This is a genomic window from Erysipelothrix sp. HDW6C (assembly GCF_011299615.1).
GTDB lineage: Bacteria > Bacillota_I > Bacilli_A > Erysipelotrichales > Erysipelotrichaceae > Erysipelothrix.
In genome coordinates, this window is record NZ_CP049861.1 from 46920 (window position 1) to 72888 (window position 25969).

The 25969-nt window shown below is 40.2% G+C and carries 22 protein-coding genes; 7 read left to right on the top strand and 15 right to left on the bottom strand.

The genetic code is table 11. The features are described 5' to 3' along the window. Positions 1–34: 34 nt before the first annotated feature. On the bottom strand, positions 35–1819 hold the full coding sequence (glmS, locus tag G7062_RS00280; protein ID WP_166063925.1) for a glutamine--fructose-6-phosphate transaminase (isomerizing): 1785 nt from the start codon (positions 1817–1819) through the stop codon (positions 35–37). 399 nt (positions 1820–2218) lie between these two features. On the opposite strand from glmS, the gene G7062_RS00285 reads away from it, so the two are divergent. The 3 genes from G7062_RS00285 (at position 2219) to G7062_RS00295 (ending at position 7258) form a co-directional block, all read left to right on the top strand. Further along, the gene (locus G7062_RS00285; protein ID WP_166063926.1) at positions 2219–4276 is read left to right on the top strand and encodes a glutamine synthetase III; all 2058 of its coding nucleotides are present in this window, start codon (positions 2219–2221) and stop codon (positions 4274–4276) included. A gap of 180 nt (positions 4277–4456) precedes the next feature. Further along, positions 4457–6790 carry an ATP-binding cassette domain-containing protein gene (locus tag G7062_RS00290; RefSeq protein WP_166063927.1) on the top strand — a complete coding sequence of 778 codons (2334 nt, stop codon included), beginning with the start codon at positions 4457–4459 and terminating at the stop codon, positions 6788–6790. Between the two features lie 18 nt (positions 6791–6808). Continuing rightward, complete coding sequence (locus G7062_RS00295) at positions 6809–7258, top strand: MarR family winged helix-turn-helix transcriptional regulator (RefSeq protein ID WP_166063928.1); 450 nt, start codon at positions 6809–6811, stop codon at positions 7256–7258. Positions 7259–7306: 48 nt separating this feature from the next. Here the strand turns inward: G7062_RS00295 and G7062_RS00300 are convergent, their stop codons facing one another. From G7062_RS00300 to G7062_RS00325, 6 genes are read right to left on the bottom strand one after another with little or no spacing between them, the layout of a single operon-like run. Next, positions 7307–8650, bottom strand: a complete 1344-nt coding sequence (locus G7062_RS00300) for an FAD-dependent oxidoreductase (RefSeq protein ID WP_166063929.1) — start codon at positions 8648–8650, stop codon at positions 7307–7309. Next, positions 8637–10079, bottom strand: coding sequence for a DUF4127 family protein (locus G7062_RS00305; protein ID WP_166063930.1), 1443 nt, complete (start codon positions 10077–10079; stop codon positions 8637–8639). The genes G7062_RS00300 and G7062_RS00305 overlap by 14 nt, the downstream gene beginning before the upstream one ends. Beyond that, positions 10076–10762, bottom strand: a complete 687-nt coding sequence (locus G7062_RS00310) for a hypothetical protein (RefSeq protein ID WP_166063931.1) — start codon at positions 10760–10762, stop codon at positions 10076–10078. Before G7062_RS00310 ends, G7062_RS00305 begins: the two co-directional genes overlap by 4 nt. Then, the gene (locus tag G7062_RS00315; protein ID WP_166063932.1) at positions 10734–11300 is read right to left on the bottom strand and encodes a hypothetical protein; all 567 of its coding nucleotides are present in this window, start codon (positions 11298–11300) and stop codon (positions 10734–10736) included. Before G7062_RS00315 ends, G7062_RS00310 begins: the two co-directional genes overlap by 29 nt. Further along, on the bottom strand, positions 11263–13401 hold the full coding sequence (locus G7062_RS00320; RefSeq protein WP_166063933.1) for a hydantoinase/oxoprolinase family protein: 2139 nt from the start codon (positions 13399–13401) through the stop codon (positions 11263–11265). The genes G7062_RS00315 and G7062_RS00320 overlap by 38 nt, the downstream gene beginning before the upstream one ends. Positions 13402–13427: 26 nt before the next feature. Next, positions 13428–14807: a Na+/H+ antiporter NhaC family protein gene (locus G7062_RS00325; protein ID WP_166063934.1), complete on the bottom strand. Its 1380-nt coding sequence runs from the start codon at positions 14805–14807 to the stop codon at positions 13428–13430. A gap of 220 nt (positions 14808–15027) precedes the next feature. On the opposite strand from G7062_RS00325, the gene G7062_RS00330 reads away from it, so the two are divergent. Next, positions 15028–15816, top strand: a complete 789-nt coding sequence (locus G7062_RS00330) for a MurR/RpiR family transcriptional regulator (RefSeq protein ID WP_166063935.1) — start codon at positions 15028–15030, stop codon at positions 15814–15816. Positions 15817–15842: 26 nt separating this feature from the next. Here G7062_RS00330 and G7062_RS00335 read toward each other — a convergent pair whose 3' ends face one another. Beyond that, the gene (locus G7062_RS00335) at positions 15843–16508 is read right to left on the bottom strand and encodes an ATP-binding cassette domain-containing protein (RefSeq protein ID WP_166063936.1); all 666 of its coding nucleotides are present in this window, start codon (positions 16506–16508) and stop codon (positions 15843–15845) included. Positions 16509–16510: 2 nt separating this feature from the next. Continuing rightward, positions 16511–17872, bottom strand: a complete 1362-nt coding sequence (locus G7062_RS00340; protein WP_166063937.1) for an ABC transporter permease — start codon at positions 17870–17872, stop codon at positions 16511–16513. A gap of 121 nt (positions 17873–17993) precedes the next feature. Between G7062_RS00340 and G7062_RS00345 the strand changes: the two genes are divergently transcribed. Beyond that, positions 17994–18191: a hypothetical protein gene (locus G7062_RS00345; RefSeq protein WP_166063938.1), complete on the top strand. Its 198-nt coding sequence runs from the start codon at positions 17994–17996 to the stop codon at positions 18189–18191. Positions 18192–18247: 56 nt separating this feature from the next. Here the strand turns inward: G7062_RS00345 and G7062_RS00350 are convergent, their stop codons facing one another. The 5 genes from G7062_RS00350 to G7062_RS00370 all read right to left on the bottom strand — a co-directional run bounded on the left by G7062_RS00350 (position 18248) and on the right by G7062_RS00370 (position 23433). After that, positions 18248–18655, bottom strand: coding sequence for a TrkA family potassium uptake protein (locus G7062_RS00350; RefSeq protein WP_166063939.1), 408 nt, complete (start codon positions 18653–18655; stop codon positions 18248–18250). Position 18656: 1 nt separating this feature from the next. Next, a complete protein-coding gene (locus G7062_RS00355) occupies positions 18657–19304 on the bottom strand; it encodes a TrkA family potassium uptake protein (protein ID WP_166063940.1) in 648 nt (215 codons plus the stop codon). 1 nt (position 19305) lies between these two features. Continuing rightward, on the bottom strand, positions 19306–22101 hold the full coding sequence (locus G7062_RS00360) for a cation-transporting P-type ATPase (RefSeq protein ID WP_166063941.1): 2796 nt from the start codon (positions 22099–22101) through the stop codon (positions 19306–19308). A gap of 192 nt (positions 22102–22293) precedes the next feature. Next, positions 22294–22632 carry an iron chaperone gene (locus tag G7062_RS00365; RefSeq protein WP_166063942.1) on the bottom strand — a complete coding sequence of 113 codons (339 nt, stop codon included), beginning with the start codon at positions 22630–22632 and terminating at the stop codon, positions 22294–22296. A gap of 87 nt (positions 22633–22719) precedes the next feature. Beyond that, positions 22720–23433 carry a DUF695 domain-containing protein gene (locus G7062_RS00370; protein ID WP_166063943.1) on the bottom strand — a complete coding sequence of 238 codons (714 nt, stop codon included), beginning with the start codon at positions 23431–23433 and terminating at the stop codon, positions 22720–22722. 213 nt (positions 23434–23646) lie between these two features. Here G7062_RS00370 and G7062_RS00375 point away from each other — a divergent pair, with 213 nt between their 5' ends. Next, positions 23647–24780 carry a hypothetical protein gene (locus tag G7062_RS00375; RefSeq protein ID WP_166063944.1) on the top strand — a complete coding sequence of 378 codons (1134 nt, stop codon included), beginning with the start codon at positions 23647–23649 and terminating at the stop codon, positions 24778–24780. Here G7062_RS00375 and G7062_RS00380 read toward each other — a convergent pair whose 3' ends face one another. Further along, positions 24781–25020: a hypothetical protein gene (locus tag G7062_RS00380; protein WP_166063945.1), complete on the bottom strand. Its 240-nt coding sequence runs from the start codon at positions 25018–25020 to the stop codon at positions 24781–24783. Between the two features lie 91 nt (positions 25021–25111). Between G7062_RS00380 and G7062_RS00385 the strand changes: the two genes are divergently transcribed. After that, on the top strand, positions 25112–25906 hold the full coding sequence (locus tag G7062_RS00385) for a DeoR/GlpR family DNA-binding transcription regulator (RefSeq protein ID WP_166063946.1): 795 nt from the start codon (positions 25112–25114) through the stop codon (positions 25904–25906). The last annotated feature ends 63 nt before the right edge of the window (positions 25907–25969 follow it).

Genomic DNA, 25969 nt, shown 5'->3' on the forward strand with positions numbered 1-25969 from the left:
TGTGCACCACCTTTACACTATTTTAGCACAGCTCCTACTCAACAGTAACCGATTTCGCAAGATTACGAGGTTGATCAACGTCACATCCTCGCAAAACGCTCGTATGGTATGCCAATAGTTGCAATGGAATCATCGCAAGAAAAGGTGTAAGATTCGGATCGACCGTGGGAATTCTTAGCACGTCAAGTGAATCCATTGTAGGAATATCAAAGTCTTCGGGTGCAATGACAATTACCTTCCCACCTCGTGCGATAATTTCATGGATATTGCTGAGGCTTTTCTCTGTGAGATTGGGTTGTGTAACTAAGGCAACTGTGACAACATTCTCATCAATTAATGCAATCGAGCCGTGCTTGAGTTCTCCAGCCTGAATCGCTTCACTGTGAATGTAGGTTATCTCTTTCAGTTTTAATGAGCCTTCGAGCGCGAGATAGTAGTCTACTCCTCGACCAATGTAAAATGCATTCTGTATAGAAACAAGTTTCTCTGACAAAGCCATAATATTTTTCATTTGATCGATTGATTTAATTATCAACTCCGGTATTTGCTGAATTGCAGCGCGTTCATCAGTTTTTGACAGCTGCTTTGACAAGAGCAACAGTACCATTGCTTGAGCACTGTATGCCTTTGTACTGGCGACAGATTGTTCAATCCCAGCCTTTGTAAAAAGGGTGATAGCAGATTCCTTCGCAAGGGATGAATGCTCATTATTGACAATTGCGACTGTCTGCAACCCTTGTTCTTTTACGAATCGCAACGATGCCAATGTATCCGCTGTTTCTCCTGATTGCGAGATAAATACAAATATATCCTTCGAGTCCAATCGATTCCTTTGATAACGAAATTCACTCGCAACATGAACAAGAACATCAAAATTTGTTGATTGCTCGATCCAATACTTCCCTAAATATCCTGCATGAAGGGCGGTTCCACAGGCAATGATATGAATGCGTTTTATTGTTTCAAACGCGGTTGAGATTGGTAAGTTTATCTTCCCATCGATTGTATAATAGTCTAAAATTCTTTGAATAATCTCAGGCTGTTCATGAATCTCTTTGAGCATGAAATGGGGATAATCACCCATCTCAACATTTTCAGTCTGCTCGAGCTTTTGTTTCACAGTATAGGGTACAATGTTAAGATCTTGATCGTACTTTTGAAATCCTTCACTGCCCATTTCAGCAATTTGCCCTTCTTCCAGTTCAATAAACTGTTGCGTATACGATTCAAATGCGGTTATATCTGATCCCAAATAATAATCAGTGCCTTGAACCCCAATGACGAGCGGACTTCCACAACGAAATGCGTAAAGGGTCTCTTTTTGATCCTTTACCATCATTGCAATTGCATAAGCACCCTGCATATAATCCATACTTCGTTTCATAGCTATAACTGCATCATGGGTTGTAGCATAAAGATAATCAAGAAGATGCGCAGCAACCTCTGTATCCGTATCTGATTGAAATGTATATCCCTCAGACGTGAGCCACGTTCGAAGCTCAGCATAGTTCTCAATAATACCATTGTGGACAATAACAAGATTGTTACTGTGATGCGGATGGGAGTTGACCTCACTCGCTTCACCATGTGTTGCCCATCGGGTATGGCCAATACCCATCGTTGGGTTTGATTCTTGAATTCTTTTTGTAATTGGCTCAATCATTTTTACCTTGCCAACTGTTTTGACAATCTCAATGCTATCGGGTGCCATTGTTGCAATACCCACTGAATCGTAGCCACGATATTCCAGTCGGTGTAACCCCGCAATTAAAACGTCGACAGCATTCTTGCCGCCAACAAAACCTACGATTCCACACATAAAAAATACTCCTTCGTATCTAATTTTATTATTTATTAAATGTAATGTGGTTTATAGAAGATTTGTGATTTTGCCTTCTATATTACGATTCCACAAACCGAAGAGGTACCCGCCGATATTTCGATAAACCTCTTTCCTCGTCACTTCACTCATTTGAAGCCGGGCGCTATGATTATAGTCTGTTTTGATCTCCTTTCCTTTTTCCATCCTATCACAGGTATTCCTAAAAAAACAATTACTTTTCGTTTCTCATTTCATTCTGTAATTTGAGCAATACTCCGAAATGCCAAAAATAATGTTCAATTTGTGATTATTTTTATAAATTTTTGTTTATTTTTGAATTTATATTTACAATAAGCTCAATTTATTTTATTATTCTTCTCATAAAGGAGAAATAGTATGTATAAACAAATACAAGATTTTGGATCGAAATTGTTTAGTGAAGATGTCATGGCGCTGTACCTTCCCAAGCCAGTTTTCTTAAAATGGAAACACTCAGTGATTCGCGAGGAACCCATGGATAAAGAAAGCGCAGATGCTATTGCACACGCCATGAAAACATGGGCTATGGAACAAGGTGCAACGCATTACTCACATTGGTTCCACCCGATGACAGGGTCTAGCGCGGAAAAACACGTTGCCTTCTTAGAACCTTCTTCAACTGGCATGACGATTACTCGTTTTTCAGGAAAGAATCTCATTAAGGGCGAAACAGATGGTTCAAGTTTTCCTAATGGGGGATTGCGCCAAACCTTCGAAGCACGTGGCTATACTTACTGGGATGTCACTTCGCCTGCATTCATTCGCGGACATGTTCTTTTTATACCTTCAATATTTATTTCATACCATGGGGATTCTCTGGATGAAAAAGCGCCACTTATTAAATCCATGGAAGCTCTCAGTATCGAGGCAACACGCGTTGTGAATGCCTTGGGTGATAAAAGCGTTCGCGTATGTCGTCCTATGGTTGGATTAGAACAAGAGTATTTTTTGATTTCAAAAGAACACTATAACCAACGTGATGACATTCGCTTTACAGGACGTACTTTATTTGGAAAGTCTGCAGCAAAAGATCAAGAATCATTCGGTCATTACTTTGGTGCAATCCCTTCCGATGTCGTTCACTTTATGGATGATGTAAATGCCGAACTGTGGAAACTGGGTATTTACAGCAAAGTCGAGCATAACGAAGTGGCACCAGCTCAATTCGAAAATGCAATCGTCTACTCGGATGCCAACATTGCAGTGGACCAAAATATGCTTGTCATGGAGACGCTCAAGCGTGTTGCACTAAAACATAACAAAGTCGCATTGCTACATGAAAAACCGTTTAATCATGTCAATGGCTCTGGTAAACACAATAACTTCTCGCTTATCACCGATACGGGTTTGAACCTCTTTGACCCCGGTGATCGTCCGCACGAAAACATTCGATTTTTGACATTTGCTTGCGCTCTATTAAGCGCTGTAGACCGTCATGCTGACCTCTTACGATTCGCGGCATCAACTCCTAGCAACGACTTCCGTTTGGGTTCCAGTGAGGCTCCACCGGCCATTATATCGATTTTTATGGGTGATGTTCTGGCAAATATATTTGAGCAAATAGAAAAATCCAATGCTTCAACACTGGATAAGGAAATCCAATACTTCACACCCCTAGCATCGCTCTCCGCATCACCAAAAGACAACTCTGACCGCAATCGGACATCTCCTTTCGCCTTTACGGGTAATAAATTTGAATTTAGAATGCCAGGTTCATCCATTTGTTCTGCGTTTGTTAACACAGTACTCTGTGCAAGCATGGCAGAATCCTTAAGTGAGATTGCCGAGGAACTTGAGCCTTTTAAATACGTCCAAGAAGCTCGTGATCATGCATTGAAGATTTGTCAAAAACTCATCAAAAAACACAAACGCATCATGTTTAATGGTGATGGATACCATCAGTCATGGATTGAAGAAGCCGCAAAACGCGGGCTTCCAAATATTGCCCACTATGTAGATTCAATCCACGCGCTCACAACGCCTGAAACGATTGCGATGTTTTCACATCATAACATCTTGAATGAACGCGAACTTGAATCGCGTGCCGAAATTAGCAACGAACAATTCATCGAATCGGTACGAACTGAAGCACTTACAATGATTTCAATGATCGCTACACGATTCTTGCCGGTAGCCCTTAAAGAATTACTGTCATTACCTGAAGCAAATATTGCCGTATCTTACCTTAGCGACTACCGCAATCATTTAACAACAATCATCAATGAAATCGATCACGATATGAAGTCTTTGCACCTCGCAATTGACGAAATCAACACCACACCCAGTGAGCAAGTTGCTCAAGAAACGATTCGCCCACTTTTAGACCGTTTACGTTCTCACTGTGATCGACTCGAAATGATTTTACCTCACGACGTGTATCCACTCCCTACGTATGCAAATATGCTTTTCCGTTAATCATTAAGACTGGTAAAAACCAGTCTTTTTTTTGTAATTATGTGACTCTTTGTGATGAAAGCGGATACTCGCTGAAGATATTGTGAAATCGTTGACTTCATAAATACAGCCCTGTATTATCGACATATACATATAGTGTATATATATTAATTATATGCAAATACGAAAGAGGTTTATAGTATGTTAGAACTTAAGAATATTAAAAAGTCCTACGTTGTTGGTGACATTACCACTGTTGCTTTAAATGATGTATCGATAGCTTTCCGAGAACAAGAATTCGTTGCAATCCTGGGAACGAGTGGTTCAGGGAAAACGACATCCCTAAACATAATCGGTGGATTGGATCGTTACGACTCCGGTCATCTGATTATCAACGGTCGCGATACAAGCAATTTTGCCGAGAAAGATTGGGACGCCTACCGAAACAATTCAATTGGATTTGTTTTTCAAAGTTACAATCTCATTAACCATTTAAGCATTGTTGCAAACGTTGAAATGGGTATGACATTGAGTGGCGTTTCATCTTCAGAGAAAAATAAAAAAGCAATTGAAGTTTTAAAACTTGTGGGATTGGAAGATCACCTTCACAAGAAACCGAATCAACTCAGTGGCGGACAACAGCAACGTGTTGCGATTGCGCGTGCACTTGCAAATGACCCCGAGATTCTTCTTTGTGATGAGCCTACCGGTGCACTCGATTCGGAGACCAGCACGCAAATTATGGACCTTATTAAAGAAGTCGCCTCCGACCGTTTGGTTATCATGGTTACTCATAATCCCGAACTTGCACATGACTACGCAGATCGCATTGTAGAATTTAAAGATGGAAAAATCATCTCTGATAGTAATCCTTATGTTAGTGATGAGCGCGATGACAAGTTTGTCCTAAAACATACAAGCATGAGTTTCTTTACTGCACTTAAATTGTCATTCAATAATATCCGCACCAAAAAAGGTCGTACATTCCTCACATCCTTCGCTTCGAGCATCGGTATTATTGGGATTGCAGTTATCTTGAGTTTATCGTCTGGATTCCAAATTCAAATTGATAAATTCCAAGCAGATGCAATGTCGGAATTCCCGATTATTATTTCGCAATCCGCAATGAATATGGATGAAGAAACGATGAAACAGTATCAAGAAGGAATTGCTGCGAAGAAAGACTTCGTGGATTCTGATGAAGTCTACCTCTACAATCCAAAGGACCAAGAACTCATTCACAAAAACAAACTTGATGCCGAGTTCTTAGATTACCTGTCAGATATTGATCCGGAGTACACTGGCAATATTGGTTACACTTACATTACGGGTCTCAACCTGCTTCGCGAAGTAGATGGTAAAGCGCAACCCGTTTCGTTCACAGTTGCAAACAATAACAGTCAAATGGGCGCAGTTGTATCTGGAAATACCGGAATTTCAACCTTCCCTATTAACATTAATCCTGAAAAGAAATTCTTGGAAGGCAGTTATGATATTTTAGCGGGTGATTACCCTGCATCTGAAACTGATTTAGTTTTGGTTGTCGATGAGCAAAACCGTATCGATGAAAATCTCCTTGAAGGTCTTGGCTTTGATATTGATGGCATGGAGTCCATGAAATTCTCTGATATTGTAGGAACCGAAGTAAAATGGATTCCTAACAATGCATATTATAAAGAAACTAGATTTGGAAATTTCCTTCCTAATGATAATTACGACGAAATGTACGCCGATTCCGGCGCAATAACATTACGCATTTCAGCAGTAGTCCGTCAAGGCAAGGATTCACAAGTCGCCATCCTTAATAAAGGAATTGTTTACAGCGACGCACTTTCACAACGCATTATCGAACTTTCAAAAGACTCAGATATTGTCAACAAGCAAAAAGATGCCGACTACAACATCTTATCCATGGAAAAAATTGACGATGACTCAAAGAAACAAGTTTTATCATATCTAGGCGGCAGTGAAGAACCAGTTATGGTAACCGTTTATCCAAAAGACTTCGAAAATAAAGATAAAGTACTCGACTACCTTGACGCTTTCAATAAAGGTAAAGTATCGGAAGATAACGTTGTCTACACCGACCTTGCAAGCACAATGACAAATATGACCAAAGGAATTATGGACGGAATCACAATTGTCTTGATCGCCTTTGCAGCAATCTCATTAGTTGTTAGTCTCATCATGATTGGTATCATCACCTATACTTCGGTGATTGAACGTACCAAAGAGATTGGTATTCTAAAAGCACTCGGTGCACGCAAGAAAGATATTACACGTGTCTTTGATGCAGAGACATTCATTCTTGGTGTATTCTCAGGAACTTTGGGTGTCGTTATTGCTTATCTACTCACATTCCCAATCAACGCGATCATTTTCCAACTCACAGATTTATCGAATGTTGCGCAATTACAACCACTTCATGCTATTATCTTAGTAGCGATTAGTACTGTATTAACAATGATTGGTGGACATATCCCTGCGAAAATTGCATCGAAGAAAGATCCTGTCGTTGCATTGCAAAGTGAGTAACACTTAAGGAGGATTCAGATGGGTGAGTATGAGTTATGGAATGAAATATTCGTTTCGTCTCAACATGTAAAAGGTCGTTTTAACACTGCCATGGAATCCTTAGCCAAGTCAGAAGGGCTAACGGTTCAACAGATGCTTGTTATGTTTGGAATTCATGTTGGAATGTTGAAAACAATCGGTGATGTCGCAAAGGAATTGAAGATATTTCAAGCCAATGCATCCACTGTCTGTAAGAAACTTGAAAATGCAAATCTTGCACTCCGAAGTAAAAGTGATACCGATGAGCGTGTCGTTATATTATCTCTGACACCCTTAGGTACCGATAAGATAACCAACATCATTCATTTTCTAACCGGCAAGCTCGAACGAATGACACAAGCATTTCCCAATACATTTGATTTAGTTGCAATCCGCACAGGTATCAGTGAGTTAAACAAATTGGTTGATGCCTTCATAGAATTTGACTAATTTAACCCGCATTTAAAAAAGGTAACTTCAAATGAAGTTACCTTTTGTTTAGCGTTCAGTAATTCCACCCATTTGATGGATTGCCGTTTTAATTGCATCATAGTTTAGATTGATTACATTTACACGGGACTTTGCAGCGAGTGCGGCAACAATCCCCGCGGATTGACCAATCGCCATGCACGTAACACTAACACGACTTGCAGCATGTGCAGCATGTGTCGCACTTATTGGACGTCCTGCGACAATAATGTTATCAATTTTTGTCGGAAGTAACATATCCAAATCGATTTCAAAGTTACGTACAATATTCTCTTCGAGAAACTCCATCATGGCTGAATCGGGGGAGTGAATATCAATCGGATATGCACCAACCGCAATTGATCGCTCTTGTTTGGCACCCGAGAGTACATCCATCTCTGTCAGTTTCTTATGACCCACAATATGACGTGATTCTCGAACTCCAATGACACCCACATCTTTGATATAGGAATCCTTGAATGCCGCAATGTTATTCCTTAACCACTTAAAGAGTTCCAAGACTTGACGCTGTCCTTCAGCTGCAGCCTGTTGCAATTCCTCTTGATTCAAGCTGGATAGATTTAAGATGCGTGTTGTATTAACACCCACTTCACCCTCTTGAACCCCTTCAAAAAAGAGAAGGCGGTCGCGATTAATTGGGAAATCTTCACTCCCCCGTACTTCTTCAAAATATCCCGAGACCGCAACATAATCCATGCGCTGACCCTTTGCAATAGCTTCACTCACCGCAAAGTTTTCGGGGTTCGCAGCGACATCATCCCTTACGCGTTCCAAATCCACATTACCCACATTAAAGCACATCGTCATCGGTTGCCCCTTGCCATCACTTTCGCGACCGACAATGACATCTGCACCCGCTAAGGTTGTGATATCAGCATCACCCGTAGCATCGATGATAACATCCCCGCTGTAAATACGGTGATCACCAAATCGATTGATTGTTTCGAGTGATACAACTTTGCGATTTTCGACATTTGCTTTGACAACACTGGTGTTAATAATGACATCTAAATTCTCTTGCGCATTTATCAGGTTTGCTTGAACCGTTTGTAACGCCCTAAAATCAACTGGTGTTAATGCATAGGCGAAGTCAATCGGATCGGGTAAATGTCCTTTGGATCCACCAATTTCTTGCAGGCGATCAATTATTTCCTGGGGAATACCATCAACAATTTGTCGGTTCTCTTCACCAAGGAATGGAACAAGCGGTCCAACAAGTGAGTTTGTATTTGTGCCCCCAAAGATTGATAACTCTTCGATTAAGAGCGTCTCAGCTCCACTACGGGCACTGGAAAGTGCAGCAACAACACCAGCACTTCCACCTCCAACTACAATTACATCATACTTCTTCATATTTCTTCACCTCTATCAATACTTCAAAACTGCGACCCCACGGTAAGTGTGCGTTTACCGTATAATCTCCAATAAAGGGATATTGTTGAATCGTTTTGTTAAGAAGTTGCGTTGTTTCTTCATTTATTGCTGCATCATAGTTCTCAGCCCAAACATCAAGGCCGCGCGATTTCATCTCTTGATTGATTACTGAGCGTACATCACCTTGATACAAGGCATCATCAACAATACGCATTGCAACATATTCAGGATTAACGTGGTATCGGTTGGCAATAACAATATCCAAAAGGATGGTTCCAATTGAGTTGCTACCGGTGTTCCATGCACTGTATCCAATTAGATGTCTTGGTTTCAGCGCCTCCATCACACGCTCAAGCGAGCGAATATCGCCACCGTTTCCAAACTGCAAATCAAGCACTGCGATCGGCTTCCCTGCATACTTCATATAGGCATCAATTGCCGCATCGTCCACTTGAATTTCATCAGGCTTAGCCTCAAAACACAAATCAATGGACTTCCCCTTAGCTGGCAACACTAAGAGCACATTCTCGCTCTCACCTTGAGTAAGTCGTGCAACATCGCAGGAGTCAGCAAGATTGACTAAGGCTGGTTTATCCTCAAAGATTGCCACATAATTTGGATCTACAAATTGTGTATCAATCGTTACGCTGCTTCCGTGTTGATTTAGGAAACGAGCCATGAGTAACGCGACCATTTCATCGGTACCATTTTTCATTTTCACTGCATTATCGACATTCAAATCCTGAATCAAAGCACGCAACGCTGCCTGTTCTTCAACATGCATACCGTATTCGCTTGTATCTTCCTGAACAAGTACCAAATAGTCGATAATACCTTCTGCAACTAATTTGACGCTGGCGCGATTGATTGCATGATTGCGTTTTCTTGCATTCAAATACATCTCCAAAGCTTTGGGCGGAATCGTTGCTTCCACATCGTGCAACTCTTTCGTAAACTGTGCATCAATTCGGGCCCGGTGAACAAGTTGGGAATACTTAAATAGTGATTCCCACGTCTTCAATTGGCTCGAATCCGTGACTGTTGTTGTCAGTCTCATAATTACTGAATATGCATAAATTTTAAGCTTTGGATTTTGTTGTTTTAAGATAGTAAGCGTATCAAGCAACCGTTTATATTTATCTGCATCAATTGTCGACTCCGCAGTTCGCGCCTGTACCAAGCCACCATAAAGAAGACCATCAACAGAAACAATAAGCATGTCCGCATCCTTGCATGTTGTTTTTAAGAACGATGCCATTGCGTCAACATCGCCACCGTTTGTAAAGTGACCTAACATTGTCTTTGGTGCCATCACTAGCGAAACATTATCAACATATCGCAGCGCATCGACAATAAAGTCGTTATGGCATGGACGATCGTCAATTGGTAGTACAACTACTTTACTCATACTGCTGCATCAATTGCGTCGCGGAACGATTTAATTGTTTTTGCGTAGGTATCAAGATCATTGCTTGTTACCACAGCGCCAACCATAATCGCTTTAAATCCAATATCTTTTAGCGCTTGAACTTCGCTCGTTTTCACTTTCTTCTGTGTTGGGAGCAGTGCTGGAATATCAATTGCATCAATAATCATTTTATAGTTTAAAATGTCACGCATTGTAAGTGGTTTTCCATAATCGTCAGGATGGACGATACTTAATTCAGCAACTTCAGCACCCACCTTTTGATACATCTTTATCTCATCCAATGCGTAAGTATAGTTACACGCAAACATCTTCGTTACTTTTGTTTGGTTGGCAACAGCAGGTGTCGCATCATGAAGGTACAAGGATAAGAAGTCGACATCTGTGTTGAGAACATTCGCAATATCTGCGCCAACAACTTCTGGACTTCCTCCGACAACCACACCTACCGGAACTGGGCAATCAGCAATCAAACGATCAATAAAATCGCGTTCCTCAGCAAGAGTCTTAAAGTCTGTCCCACTGGCATGATGGTGCACATTCAAATGCACTTTGACGGCATCTGCACCATTTTCCCACGCTGCTTTCGCAAAAGCATAGTCATTTTTAGGGCAACTTACAACCAAACTTAATTCATTATTTTTTAGTGTTTCGATAAATCTCATAATCTTTAGTCCTTTCTCGTAAGTATGACACCAGGTCATCTTTTGAATATTTCTCTTCTTCCAATCCGATTGCATATTCAACCAGTTTGGGATGAAATGGTAGATTTGTTTGTTTTTGGGAGAAGTACAATGCACTCACTTCGGATATGGCATGCCGTATTTTATACTTTAACCCATCGTACCATGTACCATTTTCCTCAATGACATGATAGATTTCATGGGCGAGGTGGAGGTTTAAAGCATCCGTGTCTCCAATAAATGGCTGATACTTTTCAAGCCATACCGTGTTGATCCAAATGATGTGATTGTTTGGATCATATTGCGCATGAAGGTCCACGTTGGGACTCGTTTTTACTTCAATCGTAATTTGGTGCGCTTGAGCAAATGCGTGGAGGTCGATTGCGTCATTCAATGTCGCATAAATTCGATCAAGGTTTTCGCCACCATTCCTTATATCTGCCAACTCAAACCAATACAGATAATCATTGAGATCCGCTACATTAACCGCGTCTTGTAACCAAGAATATAATGCGTTCATCGTCCTCAATCCCTTCTAAGTCCATTGTTGCAATTTCTTCAACTTGTTCTTTGTTCATCAAGCCAGAGTAATCAAAACTGCGATATTTTACAAACATATGAAGTTCAGGAATTGTTTGCCCCGCATCACTGAACGAGGAATAATTGTCCATGATGTGTGTCATGATTTCTTCAAACTGTTGCTTCTGTCCATAGAATAGCTCCCCACCAAGGCGGCGATACTTTACAATGCCATCACCCGAAAGCACAACTGCCGCTTGTGTTTTCTTACGCATCATTCCAAATAGTTTTTTCTCTTGCTTTACGACTTCGATGCCGACAATACTTTCATTACGACAAACAATCTCAGCATCTGCTTGTTCGAATCCAAGTGAACCAATAGCAATAGATTTCAGTTCATCGTCTGATTTTGTTTCAATTGTTTTATCGTTGGCATTAATTTCATTGGTTCCGGTCGCATTTGCGATGAGGATATGATTCAAGGAATCGACTTCAATTGCAACTTCGATTGTTTCTCTTAATGCGCCCATCTCCAGCATTTTATCAATGATGTCGGTGCGAATTTTTTTAATATCTTCATCATTTGGATTCACAACCGATCGTTCAATTGTTTCCGTAATCATCGCCAGTGCTACACCAATCGTGGAGATGTAAGGCGCATTGTTAACAACTTTGCTCTTTACATCATATTTCTTTCCAAGATAGTGTGTAAGGACACCCGCACTTCCGCCGCCACCATAGAGTGATAAGAAGGACATTTCTAACTCATATTCTTGAATCAATTCTTGTACAATCTTCCACACCTGAGCTGCTGCCTTGTCTAAGCACTCTGTTGCAAGTGTTACAGGATCTGTACCTTGGAATGCCGCAAATGCTTCCCACGCCGCCTTATAACCCGTGCTGGTCGCACAAGAATAGTCCGTTTCATCGATGTATCCCAGATAGTTGGCTGCTCCAGCAACGGTGAATGCATAGCGTTTACCGTTGCCGTCAACAGCAACAACATAATCATCCGGGTCACTGGCTTTGGGTTGCATGCGTTCAATGGTGATTTGGGTGTCTTCAGGAAAGTCAAAACATTCGTAAGGGAGGTGCGCAAGGTGCGCTGAACGCGGTCCCACAAGCACTTCGCCATTACGACTTCGAATCATAGTACCACCGGCAATCGCAGTAGTCTGAACATCCACAGATTTCAAGTAGGTCTTATGGCCACCCACGCTTGCATTTTTTATCATAACTTGTCCATCTTTAATAACGGAGATATCGGTGGATGTTCCACCGATTTCCAAGAACACACCCTCGGATATTTTCTCATGCATAATCGCACCCGCAATACCTGCCGCAAGTCCTGAGAGCATCGTAAGAATGGGACGTTTTCGAACTTCGTCAATAGTCATAACACCACCATCGGCACGCATAATCATCAAGTCTTTCTTAATTCCTAGATCCTTGATAACTTTCTCTGTCATATCCGATGTTTCCATCATCTTTGGAATGAGTGATCCATTCACTACTGCAGTTCGCGTTCGCAACTTTAACCCAAAGAGTTGTGATATTTGATATCCACCGGTTGCATAGTAACCCCTCTTTTTCGCAGCAGCAATAACCATTTCTTCGTGTTCTGGTTTTTCAATCGAAAATGCCTCACTTGCGACAATAACCTCAGAACCCATCTCAATAAGTGCATCAATCGCATTATTGATTGCTACATCAGAAACATCCTTCGAAGGAATAAAAACATGGTTAACTTGCAGATATTTATTTTGAGCAAGTTCCAAATCGAGCACATTTGTCTCTGTTTTTGCCGATGCACCATCTCCCATACCAATGATTCCTACCTTAGCAACATCACCTTCGAGAAGTGCATTGGTCGCTTGAGTCGTACCATGTGAGATAAAGACGATTTCTTCGGGTTGGATTTGATATGCTTCCATAAGCTCACGAATAATCGTGATAATCCCCTTTGCAACGCCCTCTTCACTATCATGTGTGGTTGGCGTCTTTTTCATTGCGATAACATCGAGTGTTTTATTATCAATAATTACCGCATCGGTGAATGTCCCGCCGACATCGATTCCAATTCGAAATTGTTTCTGATTCATATATTTACCTTACCTTCTAATAAATTTTAAATTGCTAACGGAATACGTGCTACAAAGACTGCGTAGCTAAGGATGAGGAGTGAAATAACCATCCCATAAACCAATACTTCTTTAAGAATGTCATTGACATCAACATTAACAAAATCGGCAACCCAAATGTTTTGCGAGTTAGTTGGATCTCCAAACCCTTGCATATTTCCATTGGCGCGTAATGCCCAAATGATTGCGATTGGACTAAAACCAGCAGCCCCAAACAATGCAGGAAGCGCACCCCCAATACCATATGTATTTAAAGGTCCACGATATAGCGCAAGCAATGATCCCAGTGTAAATCCAATTACATAGGTCAATGGATTTTGTAAGTACTGTACTAAGAATGAAATTGATGGTCCTACAATAACTTGAACAGCAGGATATTGAACCCCTTTGATTAAGATACCCAAACCAATCATCAATAAGATAACACCCGCAACATCTTGGGTTCCTTCAAGGAAACTTTGTGTAATGAGCTGCATTGAATTCTTTGACTTTGTTGTGAGCAATACATACAGTATCCCAATCACAATCGCGATTTCAGCTGGGATTGCGAACTTGAGAATTTGTGATCCGATGAGAATAACAACTGGAACAATCGGTGCAAACATCGCTGCAACACTGACTTCATTTGCTTTATTACCAATGTTTGAGTCCGCAGCCCATGATTTCACCGACTTTGTTCCTTTTACATTTCTAAATACATAAACGAGTGGTACAAGGAATGCCACAATGTACATTGGCCATGACATTTGGATGAGTGCTTGTTGTGCTTGTGCAGCATTGTCACCAAACATTGGTGCCAGCAACGGAATGAATGTCGAATAGTTCATTGGGTTTAAGACACCACCTGAACTGAATGCAAACAAGAATATTGTTCCCGCATGAAGCGGCTTAATTCCTGCTGATAACATAATCGGCAAAATAATCGAACCTACTAAAATAATGCCACCAAGACCACCAATTGCCATAAAGATAACCGATACGACGACATAGAATACTAGTGCCAACACAAGTGGTCGATCTCCCGCATACTCAGCCGCAGTTTTAATGATTTTCTCAATAACATTTTGCTTCATTAATAACTTAGAGAATGATGATGCGAAAATAACGGTAGCTACCGCACCTGCCATCATCTTAACCCCATCTGTAATTACAAAACTAAATATACCAGGGTTCGTAACCATTTCACCATCTACTAAAACTTGATAATCAAACAGTCCCAACATGGGTTGATTTCCCACCGTAGCAATTAATGCAACGATAAACCCCATCATCGGTAATGCAATAATTGTCGGAACTTTTTTCTTCATCATAAGTACGATGAATGTCAGTATTGTTCCAAAAATAAGTATTAATCTTAAGGTATCCATTTTGTTCTCCTCTCCTAAGATTTCGTGGTAGCGCTTACCAACTGTGTCTAATATACCAAAACGAATTTTTTATACAATCGGTCTATCATGATTTGATAACGTTTACACCAATGTATGCGGATTCAATGCGTATTTTGACTGCCAATTTACACGTTTTGACAATCTGTTGTAAAAATTTACATAAAGAGTTATACTTTCCCCATGAAAGCAGGTGCCGAATATGCGCAACATTATCTCCTATTTGGAATACAATCTCGCCGAGTTTACGGAGTCTGAACAAATCATTGCCAAGTACTTTATTCATAAGAAAAATCTTGAGCAAACACGGATTGTTGATGTCGCTGAGGAACTTTATATCTCCACGGCAACAATCAGCCGTTTCATAAACAAAATTGGATTTGAAAACTACAAAGCATTTCTCTACGAATTTCAAAACTCTTTAGACTTCACAAAAAGCGACATCATTGCTATCAACAGTGAGGCTCGCGATATGTGGAATGTCCACCACAAATATTATGAAGCGCTTTATGAGAACTTATCAACCATCGATCTCAACTACATTGCCAATCGCATGCTTAATTCAAAGCTTGTCTACACCTTCGGATTCGGAAAAACTCATGATGCAACAAACATGATTATTTATCGCCTCGAAACATTGCTGCAGCATATTCGCTCTGTACCGCATTATGAGCACCTTATGTATACAATTAAGAATGTCATGACCTACGAACATGTGGTGATTGTATTCTATCAAAGCAATTATTTCAAAGATGAGTTGAATGAGGTCATAACTGCAGCAAAGCAAAAGTATGTTCCCATTATTATTCTAACGCTTTCGGCCGATATTGACGATCAAAACTATGCGCGTGTTTATAAGTTATATCCCTTTGAAGATGATACGGTTGTGAAGTATTCGACCACAATGTATACCCCCTACCTACTTTTCATCGATACCATCTACATGGCAATTAACAAAAAAGTGGGAAATACAAAATTAAACTACATGTAAAAGGAGAGGCTCGCTGCCTCTCCTTCTTATTTTTCAAACGTTAGAATACCTTTCTTAAGACGCCATACCTCATCACTATAATCAGAAATCATTTTTGAGTGAGATACGATAATCACGCATTTATTCTCTTCATGAGCAAGACGGGTAAAGATTGCCATCAAGTCTTCAGCTGTCTCACTGTCCAAGTTTGCAGTTGGCTCATCCGCGATTACCAAATCAGGATTATTCGCAATCGCTCTGGCAACACCCACACGTTGTTGTTCACCGCCCGAAAGTTTCAATACTTTACGTTTGGCGGTTCTTTCGTCGATACCAACCATTTCGAGTAAGTTTAAGGCAAATGCCTTCTTATCTTTTACATCACTTTTACCGATCTCCATCGATAAAACAATATTTTCAATGGCCGTCGCATTGGTAAGTAAGTTAAATTGTTGGAAAACAACGCCAATGCTCTTCGCTCTGTAATCATCACGGTCCATCGTCGCTAAGTTACTTCCTTCATAGGCAATAACGCCATTGCTAGCAATATCAAGCCCCGAAAGTAATGAGAGCAACGTACTTTTACCTGCTCCAGATTTTCCAACGATTCCATAAATTTTACCATTCTCAAATTGAACGTTAATGTTATCAATTACGTTGTTTTGTGTTCCATCATATTTATACGATACACCTTCTAAATTTAAAATTGTCATGATTAATTCCTTTCTGCCAAAATTTGCATTGGTTCGTGGCGCATTACATAGATTACCCCTACTGATGTTGCAACCATTGAGATTACAAGCGCGAGTCCGGAGACTTGAGCAACAAGTTGTGGTGTGAATGCGGGATTGAATTCTTTTGTTTCCTCAACATCATTATTCCCACCACTGTTCATCATTACCACACCATAACCCATGTTGTCATTTTTAGATGGATTTGCAAGCATGTAGTCTCCAACTGGTTTTGAAACCATTGCACCGAGCATTATTCCGATTAACAATGCGAATCCAGTTGTGATCAGTGATTCGTAAATGAGACCTCGAGCAACTCTACCACGTTTCATTCCCATTGCACGTAATACACCGATTTCGTACTTACGCTCACGAACAGTTAGAACACTCAATGTAATTAAGAGACCCGCCCCAAATACGAGGATGATTGTAAGATACAACATTGAGCTTTCTGAAATGGTCTCCATTGGCTTCACGATTTGATTGTATGACATTTCGTCTGTAGCCATCTTCATAGATTCTGGCATCCCTTGGGCGCGTGCTTCTTCCGTGAATGCTTCGAGTAAGTCAGGGTTCTTGAGCATGTATGTGGCATCTAACCAAATACTGTTACCGTCTTTATCTTTATTTGCCATCGTTTCCAAAGTCGCAAACGTTACAATAATTTCGTTTTTCGGATCCATAACCGGACCATAGATTATCTCTTCTTGCGTCATATCTTGATATAATCCTGTAATTTTCAACTCTATGATTTCACCATTGAGCAATTTTAATTTTAAACTATCACCAATCTTCAAATCATTTTCTTTGGCAAGATTTTCACTGATGATTGCAGCATTAGCCTCTTCTGTTAGCGAACCCGACGTTAGTTTACGCTCACCATTAGCAAAACCACGGATGTCTTTCTCATGTGAATAGCCCTTAATTTGAAATTCCGGATTAACGGCTTCTCCCCCATCATTGGGAATTGCCATTGACATACCGCCATTTCCATTTGCCGATTTTTCGTCTTCAATGGGATCGATATCTTCTCCTGAGGCCATCGCAGAATAAATAAATGTTGATTCTTTGAGATGTTCTGATTTTCCAAGTTTTACTTTAAGTTCATTACTCATGTCCTCAAACATCATCGTTCCATTACTCTCTTGTATTTTCTCAAAATCAGGTTGGACAAAGACTTCAGATCCAAAACGTTCTTTATAGTCTTCTTTAAGGGCATTCGTCGTTGTATTAATTGAGAATGCCACAGTTGCAACCGCAATTAAGGCTGTTGTTACAATTCCAATTAAAAGAATTCTTCCCTTGTTTCTATTGATATTACTCATTGCATTTCGTAGTATGTACATTTTCTATTTCTCCTTTGCCTCCTAAATCTACACTATCCGATGTTAACCGAATGTTAACACGATGATTAACACTCAATTAACATCATGATTGTTATGATTTCCCTACCATGAGGAGGAGATTATGCATACTTTTGAATTTGATCACTATTACACTTTACGCATTGTGGGAATCACGGAGGCACTTGTAAATATGAATTACATTCAATCTGAACTTGAATTGGCAACCAATGCACGCCGTCACTGTTTTTCAGACAAAAGAGGCCGTCTCTTTGAGTGTCATGATGCTGATATCATTTCATTTCGTAAAGAGCGTCCTTAACAGGCAAACGAGAAAGAGCCATAACTGCGGAATATTCAGTCATGGCTCTTTGTTTTTTATAGCATTTCGTCAAACACGAAGTGACCCAGTAAATCTGCTTGATTTACTTTCTTGTCAACACCCATTTCAATTGTGAACAACCAATCATTTTTTGGATTGTTTACACGGGCAATGACACGTTCAATACCGTATTCATATTTAGCGATTGTAGCTGCAACAAGGTTTACCTCATCACTACCAGTGACAACAGCAACGGTGTCACTCTCGAATATTTGTGCTTTCTCAAGGATTTGTGTATCGGATCCATCCCCTTTAATAATCAGTTTGGCATCGAATTCTTGATAAAGGCGTTCCAATACTGAGGGTCTGTTCTCGACGATAAGCACTTCACATTTCTTTTCGATCAAGAGGTTTGCAAGGTAGGCACCAACTTGGCCACCACCAATAATAATGACTTTTTTCATATTATAAACCCACTCTTTCTGTTAATTCGGGAATAAATTCACTCAATGCAGAAACATAAACACTGTCTCCACGTTCAAATGTCATGCCTTTTGTAGGGATCATGCCTTTGTTATTACGAACAATACATACAACCGTACTTGATAATGCTTGGTTCATTTCATCAACCATTTTTCCAACAAGAAGTTCAGGAACTTGTAATTTGATAATTTCCACATCGCCATCGGACAGTGACAATACCGAGCCAATCTTACTGAAGTTTAGTAAGTCGATAGCGCGTTTAATTCCCCAGTCAGTTGTAGAGATTGTTTGAAGTCCTAACATGTTATAAATTTGTGCCTTTTTAGGGTCGTATAAGCGAGAAATAACTTGCGGAACACGGTACATGTTCTTTGCAATACGTCCAATGAGTGCATTGCTTACATCACTGCTTGTACATGCAACAACTGCATCCACACGGTCGATTTCAACACTCTCAAGTACATCCTTATCAAAACCAAGTCCTTGGACCTTACGGCCTGTAAAGCTTGGGTCGATGGCATCGAGTGCTTCTGATTTCAAGTCAACGATGGTAACTTCATGATTATTCTTTGATAATTCAACAGCCAGGGTTGAACCCATACGGCCACATCCAACGATAATTACTTTCATATTACATTGCCTCCCTTTTGTTTTTTGCTCGAACTAATTTTTTACGGTACTCATCCAAGAAGAACACAGGGAATGGAATGATCGCAAGCATGATCCATTCGATAATTCCTAAAGGTGCAGTATCGAAGATTGATTGCATAAATGGCACATACATCATAGCTGCCATTAATAAGACTTCAAAGACAATTCCGAATAGTATTTTTTTATTACTGAAGATTCCGATTTTGAAGACCGATTGGCTCTCAGTACGACAACTGATTACTGCACCAATTTGACTGAATACAATTGCTGCAAGTGCCATTGTTGTCGCTTGTCGATAAACAAGACCTTCAGCTGCGAGTGGAACACCTGGGAAACCATTCTTGAAGTTAATCCAGAAGTAACCAAGCATTGAGAAGACTGCAGCGATTAAACCATACCAGAAGAATGCTTTAAACACGGTTGGTTTATTCAATAAGGAATCATTACGTGAACGTGGTGGTACATGCATGATACCCTCTTCAGGTAACTCAGTACCCAAGCCCAACGCTGGCAACATGTCTGTTCCTAAGTCAATGGCAAGAATTTGCATGACCGTAAGTGGGAGTGGGATTAAACCACGTGAGAATAAGAATGCGGCGGAAGGTACAGCTTCGGCCATGTTACTATTTAGGATGTACATTAAGAACTTACGGATGTTACTGTAGACAGCACGCCCCTCTTCAACTGCTTTAACAATTGAAGCGAAGTTATCATCCGTTAAGATAACATCAGCGGCTTCTTTCGCAACGTCTGTTCCTGTAATCCCCATTGCAACACCGATATCTGCTTTCTTAAGCGCAGGAGCATCGTTTACACCATCACCAGTAACAGCAACAATGTGATCCATCTCTTGCAAGTTAGCAACAACACGGTATTTTTGCTCTGGAGCAACACGTGCAAAGATAATTTCATCTTTTAATGCTTCTTTGAGTTCATCGTCGCTCATGCCATATAATTCTTGTCCAGTTACAACACGTGGATGTGATGATTGAACAATACCAATTTGTTTCGCAATACTTTCTGCGGTTAGACCATAGTCACCCGTAATCATAATAATACGAATGCTTGCTTGGCGACAAAGTGCAACAGCATCCTTAACTTCAGGACGCGCAGGATCTGACATCGCCATCAATCCAACAAACACCATATCTTCTTCGATAAGTTCTGGTGTATAGGCACTCATTGCGTGTGGTAGTCCTTCGACTCCTTTTAATGGACGATAAGCAATGGCAAGAACACGAAGTCCTTGGCGTGCATAGCTGTCGTTTGCATCCATAATTTCTTGACGTTCTGCATCCGTAATTGGACGAACAACACCATTTTCTTCAATCGTATTTGATAATTCTAAAACTTCTTTTGGAGCCCCTTTAACAAATGCAAAGCGTTCCCCATCAAGTTGATGAATCGTAGCCATACGTTTACGTGTTGAATCAAAAGGCAGCTCACGAAGACGTGGTGCTTCTCTGTACAATGCTTCAAGATCGTATCCAGATTTTTGTGCAACAACTGAAAGACAGGCTTCTGTTGGATCTCCTAAAACCGTATAACGTTCACTTTCTTCGTTTGGTGCTAATACTTTTGCATTATTACAAAGACTTGCTGCGCGAACAAGTTTATCCAAATCACTGATTTCTTTTACAGAAACAGACACATCATCCAATTGGATATCTCCAACAGGTTCATAACCAAGACCGGTAACTTTATAACGGCCATTTTTTAACCAAATATCACTGACTGTCATCTCATTTTGTGTCAGTGTTCCTGTTTTATCGGAACAGATTACAGTTGTACATCCCAAGGTTTCAACAGCAGATAGTTTCTTAACCAAGGCATGTTCTTTCGACATACGTTGAACTGCCATCGCTAATGATAATGTTACTGTAGGTAATAATCCTTCGGGAATAAAAGCAACAATCATCCCTAATGCAAAGATAAATGCCTTTGCGAATGTCTCTTTAACAAAAAAGAGTGAAACAACAAAGAATACAACACCAATACTCAATGCAATTAAAGAGATTTGTTTTGTAAGGACATCGAGTTCTTTTTGTAAAGGACTCAATTCCTCTTCCATATTTTGAGTCAAATCAGCAATTTTACCGAATTGTGTTTCCATTGCTGTGGCAGTTACTACTGCTTTCCCTGTTCCACTTGAAACCGCGGTCCCAGCATGGATCATGTTTGATATTTCAAAAGGAGATAAACCGTCCTTTAGCACAGCATCACTTGATTTCCGTACAGGATTTGATTCTCCTGTCAATGTTGATTGATCCACTTGCAAATCATTACTTTCGAGCAAGCGTCCATCCACAGAAATCTTATCACCTTCACCAATAAGGACAATATCACCCGGAACCAAATCTTCAGCGAAAACTTGAAGTTCCTCCCCATCACGAATAACACGTGCGTAAGATGGCAACATTCCCTTTAAGGCATCGGTTGCTTTTCCAGCTTGAAACTCTTGCCAGAAACTAAAACATCCATTAATTAAGTTGACACTCCACACAGCAATCCCCAACTGTGGCATTTCCGCAATAATAGCAATGATTCCACTACCCCAAAGTAGGAGCGCCATCATACTTGTGAAATTGGATAAGAATACGAGGATTAATGGTTTTCCTTTAACCTCTTTAAGTTTATTCTTTCCATACTTTTCAGTTTGCGCTGCAATCTGTTCAGCAGTCAATCCGCGATCACTAATACCTAATGTCCCAAGGACTTCATCGGGCAATGCGCGATGAACCTCGCTACAATCTTCTAACGCTTCTAATTCCTTCATTTTTTTCTCCTATTAAAAATTTCGTACCAACTCACTATGCTCTTTTAAACACGAAAAATCAACAGCAAAACATCGTTTTTTTATCAAATTATGGATGAATATCGCTTTCATCATCATTTTTCAACAAAAAATCACCTTAGAACCACTCTACAAAGGCTATACTGACCGTCGTTCAGTTTGTGAAAGGACACTTTATTTCTGATTTACCTCATGATTTCGAAACGCTGTCATCTTGCGAATCAATTCCAACGGTAACGGTTTGTCATTGGCAAATTGTACAGCACCTTTCGAATATTTTAGCCCTTGAAGTTCAGGTTCAAACTCCAGGATTGCGGATGGCGTTGGATAAAATCCAATATGATGTTTGCCCGCTGCAAAATAAACTAACACTTTCCCTAATTTATAGGCTGGCATCCCATACGAGATGACTTCTTCCGCATCCGGCACTACCTCTCGAATCGTCTGGCGGACAATTTGCAACCGTTCTTGAACCTCTGGGTCAAACCCAGCAATATATTTATCTACTTCCATGGCAACCCCCTTTTGTTTCATTATAATGTCAAATAAGGTATTCTTCAAATCATATTATGCGAAAACCCGCGTTTATGCGGGCTTAATTTACGATATAATGTTGGATCCCCAACCGTCGAAGTCCCCGTCATACTCTTGAATTAGATCAACAATACTGTCGGTAACACCATTCATAAATGGGAGTGATGGCACAATTTCTGCAATCAGGTGAACAAGAATACTCTCGTTTTCTTGTGGTTCAATATTAATGGTATGTGCAAATTCGTCAAAATGCTTTGCATACAAGTCTGCTTGATCTTTGGTTGTGAAATAGGTATAAAAATCAACGTCTCGAGGATTCTCAAATCGCTCGCCTTTATCTTGCATATTCATGCACACCATTTGGTTGTATATATAATTTTTCTCATACATGTCTGGCAATAAAAACTCTTCAAAGCACGCCTTTGATCCATTGTGACGTGATTTAGCTGAGTATGCTTTATCAAAATTCGTCAGAATATACGTTTCAAGCGCATCTAATGAAGAAGCAGCGAAATAATGGTCAATACTGCCATTCCCTGTAATAGCCCCCATATGGTAGACATCTTTTGTTAACAAGGATTCCGTCAATGCGTCTTCAAATGCATTCATCTCCGCAAATACCTCGTTCAAGGGAAAACCATTCTCCCTTGCCTCGTATTTTGCGACAACAACAATTAAATGTGGATGCGAGTCAATAATGTGTTTAGAATTGAGATCAACACGAATGCTCTGTGGCATGTCGTTTACTGTTCGTGGAAAAAATTGATAATTTGGTTCCATAACGTGCCTCCTACTTATTGCGTACAGTGTACATCAGTCCACCATAACATGGATCAATATGCTATAAAACACCGCATAACTGTTACCAATCTCACCAAATGCCTGAGTTCATAACATTTTTTAACTCACTTATATCATTTTTACATATTTAATATCGTTATCTGTTAAGATAATTCAGTAAAAATACAAGGAAATGTGTTATAAGGAGAAGTTATGAATAATATCATTAATTATCGTAAGAAAAGAGCCACACGCATCCTATTTATCACTGCATTTATTGTCGTGGCGCTGTTGTTTGTTTTTGGAAAACAAACTGCACAAGTATACCGCAGTGTTCGCTATATTCAAGCACCGACCGTTACAACAATTGAAGAGTTGGAAGAGGCACTCTATACAAAAGGAGCTGCCAAACTCAATGTTGAGTATCTGGATGATACGTCGATCTATTATGGAAGTGACAATAAAGCAGAATACAGTTATGCTATCTCATTTCTTGAAGAATCATTTATTGTTGTTCTCGAGGAGGGGCGTGGCGAAGACATGCGAACTTTTGAAGAGCCTGGCACGATCATTGTTACCCTGCCCACAGGATTCAACCATGACCAAGCGCGTGAAAGAATCATTGAAGACTACGCGGAATATTTCGAAATGACAGAAGAAGACGTTGAACCGTATTTCTTCTCAAATGTCGTCCGTTTGGAAGGGATTCGCCCCAATGTTTACCCCGTAATCTTTTTATCACTGGGCGTACTTACCATTGGTATTGCTGCATACTTTTGGATGAGCCATCGTGCATACCATGATCTCGAGAAAAACTTTACCAGTGATGATATGAATCAAATTGATGAAGAAATGGCCAACCCAATTCTTGAACTGAACAACGTCGTTCTGACACCGACATTCTTAATTGATAAAAAGACTTTAAGTGTTGGCAAACAGTTTATTCGTATTGAAAACATTGCTTGGATTTACATGCACGTCCAACGAACCAAAACATACGGTGTCACAACAAGCACTGTTTACTCACTTGCAGTCATGGTCGACGGTTCACGCAATCCAATTAAAATTGTCATGACAGAAGATAATGTCTACCGCATGATGGGCGAATTGCTTGCACTGAACCCAAATATTGTTCCAGGATTCCAACAACCATGGGTTAAAGTTTGGAAAAAACATCCCCGTGTTGATATGTTCCGCCAAACTCTTGAAAATGATTTCGGACTACCTGCTACTATCAGCGAAGGCGAATTCGAATCAAGTGAAGAAGAGACAATCACGAAAGAAGCGTCAACGGATGAAAACGAAATATCTGAAGACACAGAACAAAATAGAGAAGGACAGGAGTAATTACTCCTGTCCTTTTTCTTCGGCGATTTCTTGTTTAATTTTTTTGTTCAAATACTCTTTACCATAATTATTGAATCCTTGGCAGACCATGATGGCTGTTAAAACCCAAACTACTCCATATACAAATTGCAAACGACTGTATATCACAAAATTAAATACGGAATCATAGTTAGCAACACGACTTGCGAGGATAAACATAATATGAATTGTGACCAAATGCCACCCTTTACCTTTAAACATACGCGCTCCTTTTTGACACAGTGTCATTGCAGTCAGTATACCATATACACGCTTTGCGCAACAATTTGGTATAATTAGTTTGGGTGAAACTATGAAATCAACACAAGGTGAAGTATACAAACGACGCGAAGTTATTTTGCAGCGTCTCAAATCACAGGGCAATGTCAGTGTTAATGACCTTGCAGACGAGCTAAAAGTGTCGGTAATTACCATTCGACGTGACTTGGCTCTTTTCGAAAAGAAGCGAATGATTGAACGGACGTATGGCGGTGCACAGTATATTGAGGGTACTGTTAATAATGAATATGATATCGCTACTGACATTCAGCATATTTACGAAGATACAACACGTGAGCAAATTGCCATAAAGGCAATGGAGATGCTACCCAGTGATGGTACCGTCTATTTTAATTCTGGTTTAACAACAAACGCAATTCTCAAACGCATCCCAAACTCCAATCTAAACATCATTACCAACAATCTCTTAACACTTTTTAATGCCCCAACAGAAAACAGCATTCAGTTTACAGGTGGCGATGTTAGTGAGAAGCACAACTCTTTCGTTGGTAATATTGCCTTACACATCATTCATTCTAACCGTGCAAAGATTTGTTTTATTGGAACAGGTGGTATCAGCAGTCGCTTGGTAACAACTCACTCATTATTGGAAAGCCTTGTCAATCGCGCCATGATTGAAAATACCGATGGACCCAAAGTTGTTGTTGCGCAAGGGTACAAAATTGGGCGAGAGCACAACTTTATGACCACACCTACATCATTGATCACACATCTCATTACCGATAGCAGTGCTGATAAAGATATCCTTGAAGCAATCCGTGCACAAGGTGTTACAATCATTATTGCGGACCAATCAATCACAAAATAGAATATAAGACCGATTGCGCACGATTCATTGAATCGTGCTTTTTTGTGGGTTACACTATGCATG

Bases quoted from the DNA above. Each gene is read 5' to 3' on its own strand.
- glmS (WP_166063925.1), bottom strand. From the start codon at position 1,819: ATGTGTGGAATCGTAGGTTTTGTTGGCGGCAAGAATGCTGTCGACGTT.
- G7062_RS00285 (WP_166063926.1), top strand. From the start codon at position 2,219: ATGTATAAACAAATACAAGATTTTGGATCGAAATTGTTTAGTGAAGAT.
- G7062_RS00290 (WP_166063927.1), top strand. From the start codon at position 4,457: ATGTTAGAACTTAAGAATATTAAAAAGTCCTACGTTGTTGGTGACATT.
- G7062_RS00295 (WP_166063928.1), top strand. From the start codon at position 6,809: ATGGGTGAGTATGAGTTATGGAATGAAATATTCGTTTCGTCTCAACAT.
- G7062_RS00300 (WP_166063929.1), bottom strand. From the start codon at position 8,650: ATGAAGAAGTATGATGTAATTGTAGTTGGAGGTGGAAGTGCTGGTGTT.
- G7062_RS00305 (WP_166063930.1), bottom strand. From the start codon at position 10,079: ATGAGTAAAGTAGTTGTACTACCAATTGACGATCGTCCATGCCATAAC.
- G7062_RS00310 (WP_166063931.1), bottom strand. From the start codon at position 10,762: ATGAGATTTATCGAAACACTAAAAAATAATGAATTAAGTTTGGTTGTA.
- G7062_RS00315 (WP_166063932.1), bottom strand. From the start codon at position 11,300: ATGAACGCATTATATTCTTGGTTACAAGACGCGGTTAATGTAGCGGAT.
- G7062_RS00320 (WP_166063933.1), bottom strand. From the start codon at position 13,401: ATGAATCAGAAACAATTTCGAATTGGAATCGATGTCGGCGGGACATTC.
- G7062_RS00325 (WP_166063934.1), bottom strand. From the start codon at position 14,807: ATGGATACCTTAAGATTAATACTTATTTTTGGAACAATACTGACATTC.
- G7062_RS00330 (WP_166063935.1), top strand. From the start codon at position 15,028: ATGCGCAACATTATCTCCTATTTGGAATACAATCTCGCCGAGTTTACG.
- G7062_RS00335 (WP_166063936.1), bottom strand. From the start codon at position 16,508: ATGACAATTTTAAATTTAGAAGGTGTATCGTATAAATATGATGGAACA.
- G7062_RS00340 (WP_166063937.1), bottom strand. From the start codon at position 17,872: ATGTACATACTACGAAATGCAATGAGTAATATCAATAGAAACAAGGGA.
- G7062_RS00345 (WP_166063938.1), top strand. From the start codon at position 17,994: ATGCATACTTTTGAATTTGATCACTATTACACTTTACGCATTGTGGGA.
- G7062_RS00350 (WP_166063939.1), bottom strand. From the start codon at position 18,655: ATGAAAAAAGTCATTATTATTGGTGGTGGCCAAGTTGGTGCCTACCTT.
- G7062_RS00355 (WP_166063940.1), bottom strand. From the start codon at position 19,304: ATGAAAGTAATTATCGTTGGATGTGGCCGTATGGGTTCAACCCTGGCT.
- G7062_RS00360 (WP_166063941.1), bottom strand. From the start codon at position 22,101: ATGAAGGAATTAGAAGCGTTAGAAGATTGTAGCGAGGTTCATCGCGCA.
- G7062_RS00365 (WP_166063942.1), bottom strand. From the start codon at position 22,632: ATGGAAGTAGATAAATATATTGCTGGGTTTGACCCAGAGGTTCAAGAA.
- G7062_RS00370 (WP_166063943.1), bottom strand. From the start codon at position 23,433: ATGGAACCAAATTATCAATTTTTTCCACGAACAGTAAACGACATGCCA.
- G7062_RS00375 (WP_166063944.1), top strand. From the start codon at position 23,647: ATGAATAATATCATTAATTATCGTAAGAAAAGAGCCACACGCATCCTA.
- G7062_RS00380 (WP_166063945.1), bottom strand. From the start codon at position 25,020: ATGTTTAAAGGTAAAGGGTGGCATTTGGTCACAATTCATATTATGTTT.
- G7062_RS00385 (WP_166063946.1), top strand. From the start codon at position 25,112: ATGAAATCAACACAAGGTGAAGTATACAAACGACGCGAAGTTATTTTG.